The organism is Enterococcus sp. AZ095a (assembly GCF_050546735.1).
Taxonomy (GTDB): Bacteria; Bacillota; Bacilli; order Lactobacillales; family Enterococcaceae; genus Enterococcus_D; species Enterococcus_D entomosocium.
The window spans coordinates 459,014-476,548 of sequence record NZ_CP172953.1 but is presented as its reverse complement, the minus strand read 5'-3'; the positions used below and the strand labels follow the sequence as shown (position 1 = coordinate 476,548).

General features: G+C 42.3%; 14 protein-coding genes and 1 pseudogene. 1 reads left to right on the top strand and 14 read right to left on the bottom strand.

The features are described from left to right. Positions 1-71: 71 nt before the first annotated feature. The 5 genes and pseudogenes from IGJ26_RS02235 to IGJ26_RS02215 form a co-directional block, all read right to left on the bottom strand. Positions 72-2,903: an endo-beta-N-acetylglucosaminidase gene (locus IGJ26_RS02235; RefSeq protein WP_016611384.1), complete on the bottom strand. Its 2,832-nt coding sequence runs from the start codon at positions 2,901-2,903 to the stop codon at positions 72-74. Positions 2,904-3,095: 192 nt separating this feature from the next. Then, positions 3,096-3,363: pseudogene (locus IGJ26_RS02230) on the bottom strand (Txe/YoeB family addiction module toxin). An 11-nt stretch (positions 3,364-3,374) separates the two neighbouring features. Further along, positions 3,375-3,626 (bottom strand): type II toxin-antitoxin system Phd/YefM family antitoxin, encoded by a 252-nt coding sequence (locus tag IGJ26_RS02225; protein ID WP_034872056.1) that lies wholly within the window; start codon positions 3,624-3,626, stop codon positions 3,375-3,377. Positions 3,627-3,780: 154 nt separating this feature from the next. Then, a complete protein-coding gene (locus tag IGJ26_RS02220; RefSeq protein WP_034872057.1) occupies positions 3,781-5,721 on the bottom strand; it encodes a glycoside hydrolase family 127 protein in 1,941 nt (646 codons plus the stop codon). Between the two features lie 50 nt (positions 5,722-5,771). Beyond that, positions 5,772-6,671: a helix-turn-helix domain-containing protein gene (locus IGJ26_RS02215; RefSeq protein WP_061053701.1), complete on the bottom strand. Its 900-nt coding sequence runs from the start codon at positions 6,669-6,671 to the stop codon at positions 5,772-5,774. A 120-nt stretch (positions 6,672-6,791) separates the two neighbouring features. Between IGJ26_RS02215 and IGJ26_RS02210 the strand changes: the two genes are divergently transcribed. Then, positions 6,792-8,054, top strand: coding sequence for a glycoside hydrolase family 27 protein (locus IGJ26_RS02210; protein WP_016611390.1), 1,263 nt, complete (start codon positions 6,792-6,794; stop codon positions 8,052-8,054). Between the two features lie 66 nt (positions 8,055-8,120). On the opposite strand, the gene IGJ26_RS02205 is transcribed toward IGJ26_RS02210, so the two are convergent. Genes IGJ26_RS02205 through IGJ26_RS02165 form a run of 9 tightly spaced genes read right to left on the bottom strand, consistent with a single transcriptional unit; the run spans position 8,121 to position 17,260 of the window. Then, positions 8,121-9,311, bottom strand: coding sequence for an arabinan endo-1,5-alpha-L-arabinosidase (locus tag IGJ26_RS02205; protein WP_034872059.1), 1,191 nt, complete (start codon positions 9,309-9,311; stop codon positions 8,121-8,123). Positions 9,312-9,362: 51 nt separating this feature from the next. Next, complete coding sequence (locus tag IGJ26_RS02200) at positions 9,363-9,629, bottom strand: DUF6171 family protein (protein ID WP_005232191.1); 267 nt, start codon at positions 9,627-9,629, stop codon at positions 9,363-9,365. A 4-nt stretch (positions 9,630-9,633) separates the two neighbouring features. Then, positions 9,634-11,079 (bottom strand): alpha-N-arabinofuranosidase, encoded by a 1,446-nt coding sequence (locus tag IGJ26_RS02195; RefSeq protein ID WP_430599822.1) that lies wholly within the window; start codon positions 11,077-11,079, stop codon positions 9,634-9,636. Next, positions 11,080-12,063 carry a glycoside hydrolase family 43 protein gene (locus IGJ26_RS02190; protein WP_016619669.1) on the bottom strand — a complete coding sequence of 328 codons (984 nt, stop codon included), beginning with the start codon at positions 12,061-12,063 and terminating at the stop codon, positions 11,080-11,082. It abuts the gene before it with no gap. Between the two features lie 3 nt (positions 12,064-12,066). Continuing rightward, positions 12,067-13,494 (bottom strand): glycoside hydrolase family 43 protein, encoded by a 1,428-nt coding sequence (locus IGJ26_RS02185; protein ID WP_430599821.1) that lies wholly within the window; start codon positions 13,492-13,494, stop codon positions 12,067-12,069. Further along, entirely contained in the window at positions 13,491-14,099 is a 609-nt protein-coding gene (locus IGJ26_RS02180) for a DUF624 domain-containing protein (RefSeq protein ID WP_005232198.1), read from the bottom strand. The genes IGJ26_RS02185 and IGJ26_RS02180 overlap by 4 nt, the downstream gene beginning before the upstream one ends. A 4-nt stretch (positions 14,100-14,103) precedes the next feature. Further along, on the bottom strand, positions 14,104-14,937 hold the full coding sequence (locus IGJ26_RS02175; RefSeq protein ID WP_005232200.1) for a carbohydrate ABC transporter permease: 834 nt from the start codon (positions 14,935-14,937) through the stop codon (positions 14,104-14,106). An 11-nt stretch (positions 14,938-14,948) separates the two neighbouring features. After that, on the bottom strand, positions 14,949-15,863 hold the full coding sequence (locus IGJ26_RS02170; RefSeq protein ID WP_034872060.1) for a carbohydrate ABC transporter permease: 915 nt from the start codon (positions 15,861-15,863) through the stop codon (positions 14,949-14,951). Positions 15,864-15,919: 56 nt separating this feature from the next. After that, positions 15,920-17,260, bottom strand: a complete 1,341-nt coding sequence (locus IGJ26_RS02165; protein WP_015508887.1) for an ABC transporter substrate-binding protein — start codon at positions 17,258-17,260, stop codon at positions 15,920-15,922. Between the last annotated feature and the right edge of the window lie 275 nt (positions 17,261-17,535).

Genomic DNA, 17,535 nt, shown 5'->3' with positions numbered 1-17,535 from the left:
GTTTGGTCATTTTTCAGAAAAGCATGCTTCAGACGCTTCCCTTCTTAGGTTTAACGCCCTGCTCTTTTTCGCTATTTATCCATTCCGTATACTTCGACTTCATAGATTCGGGCTGCCGAATCTGCTCCTTGTGTTGGTTTATCGATACTGATTTTTACATATTGCACCTTCTGGACGGCAAACGTATTGGTGCTATTGCCGGCTTCATTTTTCAACGTTCGTGAAACTGGCTCATAGTCTTTGCCATCTTCACTGACGAGCACCGTATACGCCCGCGTATTCATGTCTGGACCTTCTCCACCAGCCTCCGCATGAGCGAGGCGTACTTCACTGACCGTTTGTGGCCGACCGAGATCGATCATCAACTCATGAGGCGCATTGCCTGTCGCACACCACTTCGTACTCAAATCACCATCGAGGGCAAAAGCCGGTGCTTCGGCATCATTGACAAACGATGAAGCAGTTGCTTCGGCATCTTTTGAAAGCAGCAGCAACTCTTTCGGCGCATCAGCAGAAATCGTGATCAATCCCGCCATTTCCAGAGGGGTCTCTCCTGCTTCGTTTTTGGCAACAAGCGTGACTTTGTAGGTACCTGGTTCCGAATAGGTCACTTGGGGATTTTCTTCTGTACTGCTCGTGATATCGCCGCCTTCAAACGTCCATTCGAATGCTTCAGCATTCGCAGATGAGGTATTCGTGAAGGTGATCGTTTCCCCCGGTGCTGCCAAGGTTCTAGAGGCTGTAAAGGCCGCTTTTGGCAGCTGATTGTTCGGCCAAGTGATCTCCACCGTATCTGATAGCTTGCCACGATTGCCATAGCGATCCACTGCCACCACCGCGAACTTGGTTTTCGTCCCTTTTGGACGTTCAACGGCATTCAAATAGTGGTTGGTTGCTGGCGTAGCTGCTAAGAAAGAGCGTGAGCCGTCATCGTTCAATTGGTAGATCTCATAAACCGCAGCTGTCTTGTCCTTGGCAGCTTCCCACGTTAAACGGACACCCGCATAGTTGCCCTCTTCCTCATCAAAGAGCACATCCTCAACCGTCAATGCTTCGGCAGCGAATTTCTCCGCTTTCTGATCTCCGATCGTTAATTGCCCTAAATTCAATTCATAGACATCACTGGTTTCTTTCGTGGTTATGTCATAACCGATCGCTGTCACTTCTCCTTTGATGTCTTTCAATGAGTAGGTGATCGTCGTCCAGTCTGTTGCGACCTCTTTGTCTCCTTTGATTGTTTGTGTCGAACCATCGGCTAAGGTCACGACCAAATCAAGAGTTGTCGGTACCGTTGCTTTGACAGTCGTTGTTAGCTTCGTCTTTTTCGTCACAGGAAATGCTGTCTGATACAATGCCATGTGACTGGTACTGCCTTTTGTCATCTGTCCACGTAGTTTCAGTGCATTTCCGCCATTGTAGGCATCCGCATAATTGATTGATACAGCCAAATCATTATCTTTTCCATGATCAAAGACCCAACGATAGGTCGGCAAAACAGCTTGCAAGCTTCGGTTGTTCCAATTGCGGCTGGACACTTTTTCTCCGTCGATAAAATAGTTGTAGCCATTACCCAGACTAAAATTCGTCACAAAAGGCAGCTCTGTGATAGCGGTCTGTTCCAGGGCATACGTGGAGATTCCAGGCCACTCTGTCGCTTCTGGCAGCTGGCTTTCCCGAGGATCGCCCGTGTTATTGACCCAAAAAGCATTCTCTTTGCTTTGGAAATCATCCGGCGTACTAGCAGAAGAATAGGTCCAGCTAGGCACATACAGGCCCAATGAGGTATAAGGAACGCCTTTTTCATCCGTAAACAGATCCCAGCGCACAGGCGTTGAATAGCCATTTTCTTGCACATCGATCCCAGCAAAAAGATCGTAAGGATCGACGCCGATTTCACGGGCTTTTTCATTGGAGGTCTTCAGCAACTCTTTGTCCGCCAGTTTGTCAGTAGTCCACCAGAAATTCAAGAACATACTATCTGCCAATGGGTTCATCTCTGCATCCACCAAATAGGCTTTGTTCTTATCCGTCAACGCGTTTTGCCAATCCATTTTCCCATCACTCGTCATAGAATCATACCACATGATCTCTAAATGCTCGTCGGCTTGTTCTTTGAATTGGGCGATCAATTCTTGCATCGCTTTGGCGTGGCTTTCATTTAGTCCTTTACCATCAGTCCCCGATTGTTCGACACCTTCCGCTGCATCATCAAAACTAGTGACCGCCGTATCGGTTTCTTGATTGATGAACCAGCCATCAAAGCCATACGTATTGGCAACTTCGATCATCTTTTCTACGATCGGAAAATTGCCATCCTCATCTTTAGCTAAAAACGTATCTAGCCATTCCAGCTTCCCACCATGGGCAGTTTGCGGAAAGAAGATCGTTCCTAAAACAGGCACGCCATTCCTATGAGCAGCATCCGTTACATCAGGACTTGGTGGTACGATGATCCCTTCGCCAGAAGAGCCGCCCCAATAAACCAATTGATCGATGTATTGCCAATAAGAAAAGACATTGGCATCAAAGGTATTGATCCCTCGTGGTGCATTGCCGCTCGTACTGCTATTCATGATCGAAAGCGCCACGACTTTGGTTTCTGCCGTTTGCGTGTCATTCATCTTCGGCAACGTCTCTTTAGCTGCCCGCTGCGCTAATGGAACGACGCTGGTATTGTATTTCGCATCTGGATCTTTTTCAAAAGACCATGCCAACAAATCCTCTGGGAACCAATAAGACGACTCCGGTTGATTGTCCATCGCTTTTTCCAACGTACTTTTGGCTGTTTCTTGGTAAACGACTTTTCCAGTTGTCTTCGCCTCACTTTGGGTGCAGCCGCCGATTGCCGTTGCCGCTGCCAATACCAACAAAGATACGCCAACTTTACTGATTTTCCTTGTCACACTTCTTCCTCCTTGTTTTACATAAACCCGCCAACATTCCTACACTAAAACGATAACGCTTTCAAAGGTAGGAATATAGGAACAAATTAAAGAAATCATGCAACAAATCCAAGAAGGTTGAGTTTAGAAAAAAAAGAGCCTCCTTTTTGGGAAGCTCTTGGTCAACTAGCTAAAAAATCAGCTCTTCACACTTCATTCATAATGTGTCCATGCAGAATAAATTTCCACAACTTTATTTTCCTCATCAACTTTGTAAACCACTCGATGTTGCCTATTCAGCCTACGTGAATATCTGCCTTCATGTGTAGGTCTCAGCTTTTCAAAAGACTGCGTGGGCATATATTGATCTTCCTTCAAGGCCTGAATCACTTCTTCAAACTGTTTTTTTTAAATTCGATTGTTTGATTTTCCTTAGATCCACTTTCGCAGAGTTTTTGATTGTGACTGTATCGCTCCTCATCAAAGAGCTTGTCAATCAATATCATCGATATCCGTAAAGCCACTGTCGTCTTTTTCGCGGTCTCGTACCTTTTCTAGAGTACCTGTTTGCTCAAGAAAAAGGGTTTCTTGAATCGCTCTCCAGTCTTCTAGCGCAATCAACACCGCATTGTTTCCACTACGATCACTAATAATCTCAATTTCAGTATGGTTTTCATTTACATCTTTCAATAACTGATAAAAATTTTTACGAGCAGTGCTAGGATTCATCGTTGTATTAGCCATTGCCACTCCTCCTTTTCTTGATATAATTATAGCGTACCTGATTGAGTACATCAAAAATACAATAACGTACTCATATACAGCGAACTTTTCCCGTTATTTTTACATAGAAAAAAAGAGCCTCCTTTTAGGGAAGCTCTTTGGCCCTGCTTACTTCTTACTCCTTTCCAACGAGCGGCAGCCAAACGCGCATTTCGCCTATGCCCCGGTTGCCCCATAAATGGTATGGGATCAGTTGCCACGTACGAGGTATGACCGTTTCCGCTCGTTCTTCGTAAAGGGGTGTTCCCGACCATTCTTCGCTTTGGTAGCCTTTGATCGCCAAACATAAAGTAGTTGGCAACAACGTATCCTCTTTCGAAAAGGTCGCCTCCAGCGCCTGTGGGTCGATGCGGCAACGCCAGAGTGCTTGACCATTGTCGGCTTCTTCTATGCAATACACGAAGGGTCCTCGTTGCAATGCGACTTGATTGATAGCTTGAATAACCTGAGGATTCGCACGCAAGATTTGCAATGGTTGTTCAAAACGGATATTGGCCGTCACGTTTTCGACTGCCTCAAAGATGATTGCCTCGTTCGTCTCCTGCCATTCGTGTTCACTATCGATTTGAAACTTACTTAGTCCGTTAGGTTTGTGGATGATGAGCGTCTTTGGAATACCTTGATAGCGAATCGTGAGGTCCTCTGTAAAAGGAAACCCGCCTGTTTGTTCAAACGTAAATTGGTCAGGTTCTTCTAAACGGCTTGCCACAAATAAATTCACGTAAAGCTTTTCTTGATCGCAAGTGTAAACCAAGCGCTGCAGCGAAGCGACCATCCGCGCAAAATTCGGCGGACAACACGCACAACCGAGCCAATCAGGTCGTTGGGCTTTGACGTGGCCTTTGTCAGGATTTTCTTGATCTCGTTGGGGATTGACCTCCAAAGGATTCACGTAGAAAAAGTGTTTGCCGTCAATTGCCGCACCAGAAAGGACGCTATTATACAACGCTCGTTCCATCGTCGCTAAATATTTTGGTTCCTTGGTTAGTTTGAACAGCTCAAAAGAAAATTGCACCAATGCAATAGCTGCACAAGTTTCACAATACATCGTATCATTCGGCAAATCATAGGGACCGACAAAGGCTTCCCCGTGAACGGTTGAGCCGACGCCACCGGTCACATACATTTTCTTACAGGCGATGTCTTCCCAAATCGCTTCGCAAGCGTCGATTAATGCTTGATCTTGGGTATGCTGGGCGACTTTTGCCATCCCGCTTGCCATATACAGCATTCGTACCGCATGACCTTTGGCTTCATGCTGCTTTTTAGGTTGATCGTAGGCTTGTAAATAGGTGAGGTCTACCCTTGGTGTTTCATCTGATAAGCCATCCGCTTGGTTTTTCAAGATTTCTTTTTCGTAAAAGGCAGGATCTTCCCCACGTACTTCAAGAAAGAAATCAGCTAATGTCAAATAGGTTTGTTTACCAGTGTATTCATACAAACGCACCAGTGCCAATTCGATCTCTTGATGGCCATCAGCACCTTGAATTTTTCCAGGCTCCCGCCCAAAATACGTGCAAATATTGGCGATATTTTTCTCTGCCACGGTCAGTAATTTATCCTTGCCTGTTGCTTGATCATAAGCGATAGCCGCTTCGACTAGATGCCCGGCACAATAAAGTTCATGACTGAAATACAGCTGACGGTATTTTAACTTCGGTCGGGTCAATTGAAAGAAGGTATTTAAGTAGCCATCCGCTTCTTGCGCAGCAGCAACTAAGTCAATCACTTCATCTACTGTCTTTTCCAATTGCGGATCGCTAGTATTCAACAAGCTATACCCAGCCGACTCGATCCATTTGTAGACATCGCTATCTTGGAAAAACCAGCCAAAATGTTCCCCTTCCATTTGCCCTGCAGCGATGCGGAAATTCGCCAAGGCATGGCTTTTCCCAGCTGGCAAATTGGGATCTTCCCGTTCTGCTTGAACATCTACATCGATTTCATCATTTAGGACTTGGTATTGGTAAGGAATCGTTTCTTTGCGAACAAGCTCTTGGTATCCTTGCCAAAACTCGTCCGTGAGCTGTACCTTTTTTAATGCGAATTCTTTCATTACGTTCTCCTGTTCTTTTACTTTTTTATGCTTGATCATTCAATTCATATTTACTTCATTAATAAAAAGTTCGGATCATCTCCTGTGATATGTTGCCCTGCCTCCTCTTTGATCGTTTGCTTATATAAGAGCTGGTAGGCTTTAGGACTCATGCCTTTTTTCTGTTTAAAGGTATTGGTAAAGTGCTGCCTGCTGTTGAATCCTGCTTGAGCGGCAATTTCGACGATTGGCAGCTGACTATTGCTTAGTAAAAATGCTGCCTGTTTCAGACGCTCACTGGTGAGAAAATGGTTGACCGTCACTCCCAGTTGCTCATGAAAGAGTTTATGCAAGTAAGCTTTCGTAATCCCCACCGCCGCTGCGATTTGGGAGACTTGAATATCTTCATCAAAATGCTGTTGAATATAGTTGATCGCAGCGTTCACATAGCAATTGCCCCGTTTGGTTTCTTTCGTACGTAATGAAAAGGCTAATTCCATCAGCATCCGCTTAAACAAGAGCTCGATCGTAAATTGCCGTTCAGCAGACGGTTGCTCTTGAGTATCATCGATCATTAGCAGCTGCAGCAATGACTTGATCGCTTGTCCAAATTGGCGGACATCGCGACTTTTCGCGTAAGGCTCATTCCATTGTACATTTCCTTTGATGTATGCAAAAACATCACGAACACAAAGGGCGGACGGTGTCTCACTCAGAAGAAATTCAATATTCAGTAATGTGCAGGAATCTCCTTCAACGAGTAAGGCGTGTTCCACAAACGCATTTATGAAAACGAAATCATTTCTTTCCAGAACAATTACTTGATCTTGCACCTTTATCTTACACTTCCCTTTGGTCACAAACATGATCTCACACGCTGGGTGTTGATGTGGATTCATGGAAAAACGCTCAAGGGCAACACTATAGTATGCTGTAATCTTCGCATAGTTTGTTTCTTGTGGAAACACTATTGATCAACTCCTTTTTCATTCGTTGACGATTTCTTTCTTTTTTATTTCTAGTAGACAAAACTTTCCCTCTCTTTTTTATTGCTTACTATACTATAAGAAAAACGTACTAGGAGGAAATCGATGTCTTTTTTACATTTTGCACAAACACCCCCAATGGGATGGAATTCTTGGGACTGCTATGGCGCTTCTGTGACCGAAGCAGAAGTGATCGCCCATGCCGATTTTATGGCAGAGCATTTGAAAGCTTATGGTTGGGAGTATGTCGTCGTGGATATTCAATGGAGCGAACCAGAAGCAAAGTCTACAAGGTACAATGATTTTTATCCGTTGTGTATGGACGACTATTCTCGCTTGATTCCTGCTGAAAATCGTTTCCCTTCAGCAAAAGATGGCGCTGGTTTCAAAAAACTTGGTGACTATCTGCATCAAAAAGGGCTGAAGTTTGGTATCCATATCATGCGCGGCATTCCACGACAAGCAGTTCATCAAAATACGCCGATCAAAGGAACGGATAAACGGGCACGGGACATTGCTATGAATTCAATCTGCCCTTGGAATTCCGATATGTATGGGGTCGATGTTTCATTGCCTGAAGGACAGCTTTATTATGATTCTTTGCTCGAATTATATGCTTCTTGGGGTGTTGACTTTATAAAGGTGGATGATATCGGCGATTCGAAAATTTACGGTGATGCCCATAAAGCAGAAATCAAAGCGATTCGCCGTGCAATCGATCGATCCGGTCGAGAGATCGTCCTTTCTTTGTCTCCCGGACCAGCTGCCCTCAAAAATGGTAGTTTCTTTCAAAATCATGCCAATATGTGGCGCTTGACGGATGACTTTTGGGATCATTGGGATGCCCTTTACGCCATGTTTGACCGAGCAGCAGAGTGGGCACCTTTCGTCCGTCCAGGTAACTGGCCTGACTGTGATATGTTGCCGTTGGGTCATATCGGCATTCGGGCAGTTGATGGTGGCGGTGGTGACAGCTGGACACGTTTTACGGAAGACGAGCAATACTTATTGATGAGTTTATGGACGATCTTCCAATCTCCATTGATGTTTGGTGGTACTTTACCAGACATCGATCTCTTTACCTTACGTTTATTGACGAATACTGAAGTCTTAGAAATGTATCGAAAAATTTATACGAAAAAAGAGTTCTATCGTGATCAAGAGTGGATCATTTGGGAGGCGTTGAGCGACACAGCAGTCTACTATGCCATTTTCAATGTTTCTGATCAAACGCAAACCATCCCAAAATCGATCACTGATTTACTACCACTTAAAAACGGCACTGAGTTATGGCAACAAAAAGAACAAACAATTGCCAATGCTGAGGTTCCTACTCATGGTGTCCGATTATTCAAAGGCAGTATTTAGTAAAACCGGCAGCAGTATACGTTTATAAGCAGCACAATGCAACCTGCCCATTGTGCTGCTTATTTTTTATTCTTCGTACACTTTTCGACCAAGAAACGCAACGCCTTGATCATTGATTCCAGATAAAAACAACCTTTCTTTTTGGTCGATGTACTCATAATATGGGACAAATTCATTTTCTCCCCACAAGTAACTTCGTCCTTCTTTTTTTAATGCTGTTATTTCTTGCTGTTGAGAAGATATAACTTGAGACTCGTGATCAAATTGGATGATTTCCCACTTTCCTAACAGAGTTTCCTGCTCTGGCATTCGTGAAACACTTCCCTGATAGATTGAAGCAGAGATTACTGGCCAACCTGATTCTAGCCAATAGAGTTTACGTATTTGTAAATAGAATTGGTCACTGAAGGGTTTTCTCCGTGCATGATGCACAACGAAGCTTTCTTTATTGGTTTGCGTAAAGATCGAATTATGACCAGGAGCATATACAACTGGTTCTTCTGAGAACTGATAACTGCCCAACAGTTTAGTCCCTACTTCGGTTGGCGTCTTCTCTTGATCCGTCATGGCCGTACCATGCCAGTCCAGATATGGCCCTGTAATTTCTTTTGCTCGGGCGACACGGATATTATACGAATCGTTAAGGGAGTCGAAAGAAACAAACAAATAATAATAATCGGTTTCAGGATGATAATAGACAAATGGGCCTTCAATAGCAGTATCAACTGTTTTCGGACGAAAAGCAATCCGTTGGCCATAGCTCTTTTCTTGAAGTTTTCCAGTTTCTTTGTTCAATGGAGCAATATAGATTCCGCCAAAGAAAGAACCATAGACAAACCACTGTTCACCCGAGCGGTCAAAAGCAATATTGGCATCGATCGCGTTATGCTGTGCAAGAGTAGCATTGGTTTTAATAACCTCTCCTTGATCTTCCCAAGGGCCCAAAGGATCTGTTGCTGTAGCTAAGCCAATAAAAGAAGTGGTACTGCCGAATGTCGAAGCAGAATAATACATACGGAATTCGTCCTTATAGCGAATAACTTCCGGTGCCCATAGTCCTTGAGCCTTGCTCCATTTTACTGCTGGTTCAGGCATTTCTGACAATGCCTGTTTCTCAAATTGCCAATGGATCAAATCTTTTGAACGACGAATTGGTACACCAGCCGTTTTGGGCTGTTGGGTGTCCGTTGAATATAAATAAAAGGTGCCTTCATGTTCAATAATCGTAGGATCATGAACCCCATTGATCGCTGTCATGTCTTCCCTCATCTCCTAATTGATTTATTCTATTTTATAAAAACAGGACAGCTACTTGACGAGCTGCCCTGTTTGTTCCCACATTCCTGCAGGACAGTTTTTCTTAGCTAAATTTGCGCGAAACCGATAAAAGCAGCCGCATTTGGTACAGGTATGATTCAATCGCAATGGACAAGTCTCACAAACAACGATTCTCCTACTGACGATCTCCGGCGAAGCCAAGTCGCTTTCTAAAGAAAGTTGTTCTGCAATCAAGGATTCAATGTCTTCCTGTGCTGCTGCCGCAGCATCTTTCACTTCGCATCCTTTACAAGTCATGGGATCAGACTGTCAATGAGATCGTTAGAACACTCATTGCGGGCACCCGCAAGCTGACTTTGTTCTCTTCAACATTGTAAGCGGTGAAGTCTTGGATCACCACATCTTCAGGATGATCAAAATCATTGTGTGCGTTCATTTTGTTTCCCACGATATAACGAGCTTCTTTCACTTCATTGATCGCTGTTTCAAGGGAGAAGGATAATTCTTCCGTGCCTTGGGTAGCAAAATTACAAACCGATAGATGGATCGTATCTTCTTTTTTCGAAATCGTATACGTAATGGTATCGCTGCTGGTTCCATGGCTATCAATGGTTTCAGCATCTTGATGGACTTTGTACAAATCAAAGACATGATAGCTTGGGGTTTTCACCATTTGTTCGCCATCTGTCAAAATCATCGCCTGCAGGACGTTGACGGTTTGTGCGATATTTGCCATATGCACTCGCTTGGCATGTTTATGGAAAATATTCAAGGTGATCGCTGCGACCATGGCATCACGGATCGTATTTTGTTGGTATAAGAAGCCTGGATTCGTACCAGGTTCTGCTGAGAACCAAGTGCCCCATTCATCAACAATGATTCCCACACGCTGTTCTGGGTCATACTGGTCCATAATCGCGCTGTGGCGGGTCAATAATTCATCCATGTAGGCTGCTTTTTCACAGGTCACTTGCCACTCTGCCTCATCAAATTCCAAGGCGCTACCTTTTTCTTCCCAGCCTTGCGGATGAACGTAGTAGTGCAAGCTTAGGCCGTCCATCAACCAATGGGCGTTTTTCATCAGCGTTTCTGTCCAATGATAGTCTGCGACATTCGCTCCGCCGGCGACTTTGTAGATTTTTTTGTCGCCGTATTGGCGGACATAGGTTTGATAACGGCGATACAGATCCGCATAATACTCTGGCCGCATATTGCCGCCGCAGCCCCAGTTTTCGTTTCCTACGCCAAAAAATTTCATTTCCCACGCTTCTTCATGGCCATTTTCTCTGCGAAGATCAGCCATCGGAGAAATGCCATCCATCGTGATGTATTCCACCCATTCCGACATTTCTTGCACCGTTCCGCTGCCGACATTGCCGTTGACATACGCATCACATTCCAACTGCTTGATCAATTCAAAAAATTCATGGGTCCCGAAATGATTGTTTTCAGTCACGCCGCCCCAGTGGGTGTTGACCATCGTTTTGCGGTTTTCTTTAGGACCAATCCCGTCTATCCAATGGTATTCATCGGCGAAGCAGCCGCCTGGCCAACGTAGCACAGGGATTTGAATGTTTTTCAGTGCTTCAACCACATCAATCCGCATCCCATTTTTATTTGGGATCGGCGAATCTTCTCCAACGTATAATCCTTCATAGATACAACGGCCTAGATGCTCTGCAAAATGACCGTAGATATATTTACTGATCGTTGTTCCTGATTTTGTGTTTTGAATGTTAATCGTCAATCAGTTCACCTTCATCTCTAATTTATTGTTTGCGACCGGCTCACCAAAGACTGGGAATCCTTTTTCATCCCAAGTGAATGGTTGTGCAACTGCATGTCGATTCGGGTTTGCCAGAGGATCGCCTGCCTGATTTTTTTCTGGTCTTGCATGATAAACTAAAATGTCCTCACCATCTGCCCCTTTTGTAAAAGAGTTATGCCCCGGTCCATATTGAGAATTCCGTTCTGACGTTTGAAAGACTGGATCTTGGGATTTTTGCCAAGAAAACCCATTTAATAAATCACTATTTTCGTCTGTCCACAATAATCCCATAGTGTAATTTTCATCTGTAGCACTGCCCGAATAAGTGATAAAAATCTTACCATTTCGTTTAAGCACGGCCGGTCCCTCATTCACCATGAAACCAATCTGTTCCCAAGGATATTCAGGGATCGATAGTAAAAGCTGCTTCCCTTTTAGTGTCCATGGATTTTCCATTTCTGATAGATAAAGATTAGAGTTTCCTGGAATTCTTGGATCTTGTTGCGCCCAAACATAATAAAGTTTCTCCTGATGTTCAAACACGGTTGCATCTAAACTAAAACTTTCAAATTGCGTGATGACTTGTCCTTTTTCTTCCCATTCCCCTTCAAAAGGGTCACTTGAATTATTTTCGATCACGAACATTCGATGATGATGATTTTCATTTCTGATCTCTTCATTATCACTAGCGGCAAAATAGATATACCACTTATCAGCGATGAAATGAATTTCTGGTGCCCAAATCAATTCACTCATTGGTCCCGATTCATGTGCCTGCCAAACCGTCTTTCTCTCTGCATCTTCCAGTTCATTGAGGCTTTTCGCTCGTCTAAGTTCAATCGACTGATATCCAGGAACTGAACCTGTAAAATAATAGTAACCATCGGAATGTAAATATACCCAAGGGTCTGCTCGTTCATACACGATTGGATTTTGTATTGTCTCTGCATTTGCTTTTGCCATACCTTACTCCTCATTCCTAACAATAAATAATGGTACTCCTGCTTCTGAGGTACCTGTAAATGTCATTACTTGCTTTTGCTGATTTTCATCCCAGCCGGAAAGAAACTTCCCTTTATAAACAGTGCCATCTATAACCACACTTGAATCTTCTTGACTATTCTTTTCCGCTAGTTCCCATGTTCCAGTGCGATCACCATTGATCGTGCCATTTTTTTCAACTGTAATTTCCTGTGGTTCTTTCAAATCATCCGTTAAAAACTTGTCAAAGGAAATCAGCGTATAGGCACCCGTAACTTGATTCTTTGTATAATCAGCAATCGTTTCTTCGCTGTATCTCAATGGAGAAACAACCGGCCACCCTGCTTCTGTGAAAAACATTTGATGGACTCTCACAGAATGATATTCTCCGCTATTTGGAAAACGTGTATGGAAAATCAAGTAATATTGATTGGTTTCTTCATCATAATAGGTCGAGTTGTGACCTGGCGAAACATAGCCCACCCCTTCATTGCTCGTATTTTCGGTATATAGGAAGTTCCCCATAATTTTAGTTCCGAAGTCTTGAATACTTGCGTCATCAAAAACCGTTCCAAATTTCCCTTTGACCTCAGCCATTGGATTTCCTTGGCTGTCTTCATAAGGACCATCGGGCTTCTTTGACCGCGCGACTCGAAGGTTGTATCCACCGTCTGCATCTAGCCCACCAAATGAAGTGAACAAGTAATAGTAGCCATTTTCTTGATTATATTGAATGTATGGTGCTTCGATGCGACTGTGATTTCCGCCCATCAAATGTGTTCCGTAAGAATTGCGATCTTTAGGCAAACCCGTTTCATCATCCATTTCTAGGATAAAAATCCCGCCTGAGTATGATCCATAGACCATCCATAATTTCCCTTCATTGTCATAAAAAATATGAGGATCGATCGCATTTGGATGAATCGCTGCATTGTACGCTTCACCAAACTGCGGAGAGGTTCCTGAATAAAGAAAAGATTCGACTTTTTCATAAGGACCTTCAATAGAGTCAGATACCGCCACTCCCATTACGGATAGCGGTGAAGTTCCTTGACACAAACAATAGTACAAATAGTATTTTCCATTCTTAAACTGTTGGATATCACTAGCCCATAACGTATCTGTCTGTGCGTACTCAAATTCTTCCGCCAATTCTTCTCGAATATTCTCAAATAGAGTATCTTCAGATACTGAATTAGATATCTGCTCCCACTTCAACAAATCCTGAGACTTGGCAAATTGCATATGTGAACCAATAATATAAAACGTATCATCCGCTTTGATCACCGATGGGTCATGGACACTAACATCGGCAAACTCAGGAGGGGATAAGACTTCTTCAACTGCAGAAGCAGTACAGCCAGATAAAAGAATCATTAGAGGAACACACGAGAAAAGAAATTTTTTGATCATGATTTTAACAATCCTTTCTTGCTATAGCCTGACAACAAGCACTTGCTGGCACTGTACAAAAAGATTGAAATTGCGACAAAAAAGAACCAATGATACGCCATGCTAACAATTGAAAATGTAAGAACCATCAAAAGACAAAGAAAAGATTCTTTTGGTAACAAGAATGGACTCGTCAATGAAAAAACGGCTTTTTTCCGCCACTTATCTTTACTCAATCGAGTAACTAAGGATAAATTGATCAATACTAAAATCACATAACTGAACAAAAACAAAAGTGGCCATTGGAAAAATGCTCTCATTAGATCACTTTGCTGCACAATCAGCAATTCCAAATAGAGAATGCCTAGAATAAGTGGAAATATAAAGACCCGCCATTTGTATAAGCGAATAGCTGACACATAGTTTTTCCAAAATAAAGTCAATACTTCTATATAAGAGTAATAGCCTGTAAATAGATCCTCTTTATTTAGAATCGTTAAGACAGCAACAGTACTTGGAACAAAGCCGACCACAAAAAAACCAGCTAAAATACCTAGAAGCCACAAAATATTTAGTTCTATCAGAAGTACGAATGCATTTAGCCAGTTCATTGCTTTTAGAAACATCTACTCACCCTTTCATTCCAGAAAGTGCAACTGATTCGATAATTTGCTTTTGGAAAATAATAAATACGATCAAAACCGGAAGTAATGAAACAACGGAAGCTGCCATAATCAACGGATAATCCGTTTGAATAGCATAGGCGGCATTTAGGTTTGCGATCACTACTTGCAATGTTTGTTTTTCTGGACTATTCAAGTAGATCAATGGTGCTAAGTAGTCATTCCAAGCGCCCATAAACCATAAAATAAATTGAGCAGCAACTGCTGGACGAATCAACGGGAAAATCAATTGGATAAAGGTTTGTAAATAGCCCGCACCATCAATTTTTGCCGCCTCAACGATCGAATCAGGAATATTAGATAAATATTGTCGCAAAAAGAAAATCATAGTGATATTCCCAAACATTCCCGGAATGATCAATGGTAATAACGTATCAACCCAGCCAATTTGGGAGAACATCATAAATTGCGGGATCATCACCGCTGGATAGGGAATCATCAAAGCGGCTAAAAGGATTAGAAATAGCGCATCTTTATGCGGCATCCGTAATTTGGCAAATGAGAAGGCAGCTAAACTGGATGTCAGAGTACCTACAACAGTTACAGAAAGTGAAACGATCACTGTATTTTTAATCCCTGAGAACAAAGTGTCCAGCTCAGATAAACGTTTGTACGCATCAAATTGTACTGGGTCTGGAATCCATTGAGGTGGCAGCTGGAAGACGCCAGCTCGGTCTTTTAGCGATGTTGAGATCATCCAAAGTAACGGCCCCACCATAATAACTGCTCCAAGGGAGAGAATTAAAATAATGAGTACGTTGCTTATTTTCAGTTTTTTCATTCTTTTCCCTCCTAATCTAATTTATAGCTTGAACGATTGTTCATATAGAATTGGAATGCTGTTATCACAAAAACCAATACTGCTAGAATCAACGCCATACTGCTTGCATAACCCATTTGCCAATTTCTGAAAGCTTTTTGCCAGATATACCAAACGACCGTAGCACTGCTATATTGTGGTCCGCCAGTTGGTGTCATAATGTTTATTTCCGTAAAGATTTGTGAGCCGCCGATAATATTCGTAACGACTAAAAAGAAAGTGACTGGTCTAACCATCGGCCAAGTGATATTGCGAAACTTTTGAAAAGAAGAAGCACCATCTAATTCTGCTGCTTCATAAAAGGTTTTTGGTACACTTTGAATCGCTGCCAAGTACAAGAGCATAGAATAACCCAAGCCCTTCCAAACAGACATAATAATAATTGCCGGTTTGACTGTTGATGGGTTTTGCAACCAGTTAGGGCCGCTGATACCGAAGATATCCAAGACCTGATTGACTAAACCAAAATCACCATTGTAAGCCCATTGCCACAAAATCGAAATGGCTGCTAATGATGAGATGACTGGAATATAATAGATTGTTCGAAAAATCGTCGTTCCTTTAATTCCTCTGCTCAGTGCTGATGCTAGCATAAATGACAAAATCAAACCGATTGGAATCCCTAACATCAAAAAGACGGTATTAAACATCGTCTTATAGAAGTACTCATCTCTAAAAAGCTTCTGAAAGTTCTCAAGACCGATAAAATTCATTTGCCCTAGACCGTTCCAATCTGTAAAGGCAGCATAAACCGAATAGCCCAAAGGTATCAATGAAAACAAAATAAATCCTAAAACTGGAAGTAGAACGAACAAGAAAGCAACTTTGTGCTCTTTTGCATAAAGACTATTTTTATTTTTTGTTTTTTTTATTTCCACTTGTTCCATTACGCGTCCCTCCATAAAAATCTTTGGGGTCACATAGATATGTGACCCCAGTGAGTCTATCTTGCTGTTTCTTGTTGGCGAATCGCTGAGTCTAGTTTTTCTTGCATCTTAGGTTGAACTTCTTTTAAATAATCCGCTGCCGTTTGATCTCCATCTAACACAGGTTGGATATTGATAAAGAATTCATCGTACCATTCTGCATTGTAGGTTGTTGCTACTGGCAAAGCGCGACCATAATCTTGGACGATGTCAATAAATTCTTGTTTATTATTAGGTACACTGTCCGTATCAGAAGCCCATTCTTCAGCCATATCAATCAGGTTAGGAATTTGAATCTGTGCATCTACTAATTGTTGTTGTCCTTCTTCAGATGCACTTAAATACTCAACTAATTTCACTGCTTCTTCTGGATGTTTGGTTTTGCTGGCAACACCAATTCCTAAAGAACCAATATACGTTGCAGATTCGCCTGTAGAGCCTGCTGGCCAAGGCATCAAGTCATACTCAAAATCTAATCCTGCATACGTACTCATATCCCAAGGTCCTACAGGGAAGAAAGCAATCTCCCCATTCATCCATCTTTGATACGTATCCAATGTTTGTGCATCAGAAATTGAAGGGGTGAGTTCATGCACATTTTGCAGATCCGCAAACCATTGCAATGCTTCCGCAAATTCTGGTGTATCGACTGTAACGGTATCTTTGGCTTCGTTGATCCAATCTGCTCCGTTACTCCAAACAAAAGCTTGTAAACTCCAGTTTACGTTAAATCCTGTTGCCCATTGGTCAAGATTTCCATCTCCATCAGAATCCTTCGTCAACTGTTTAGATACTTCAACGAATTCATCCCATGTATAAGGCGTATCTGTATCTGGCAAATCAATACCAGCTTCTTTAAACATGTCTTTGTTATATCCTAAAGCAAATGGTCCAACATCTTTTGGTAATCCATACAAAGCACCGCTACCAACTTTTTCACCATCATACCGATAACTGTTTACTCCATATTCCCAAATGTTTGAAAGATCAAAATCTGAATTCTCAATTTCATCCGTAATATCTAGCAAAACACCATTATCAACGTAAGCCATTAGATTGCTTTGTTCTACATAGAAAACATCGGGCATATTACCGCCTGAGATTGCCGCTTGCAGCTTTGTTGCATATTGATCAGCATCTGTGGCGATAATCTTAACGCTTACATCATTTTCTTCCTCAAATTGTTTAATTGCTGTTTCATAGGCTTTCTTCTCGTCCTCGCCGCCTCGAAACATAAACGTAATTTCTTTACTTCCGCTATCATCACCTGAACTATTATTACTGTTTCCGCAGGCCCCTAATACCAAACTACTTAAACCTAGAACTGCTCCCGAAAAAATAACCTTTTTGATGTTCATCTTTTCCATCCTCTCAAGTTTTATAGATATTTGCAGGTACGTTATCACATTTGTTCATTGACCTCTCTAAAAAAAGACCTTACTAACTGCTCATAATAATTCCTAACACCTAAGATATTTCCTATAAAGAAGCCTATAAACAATTCACAAAAACAAAACATAGAAATTGATGTTTGCAAACACTTTCAATTTACAAATAAATCATAACTTTATTTGTAATCGCTGTCAACAATATTTTGATTAATTTACCAAGGATAATATCTATGTTAATTAAT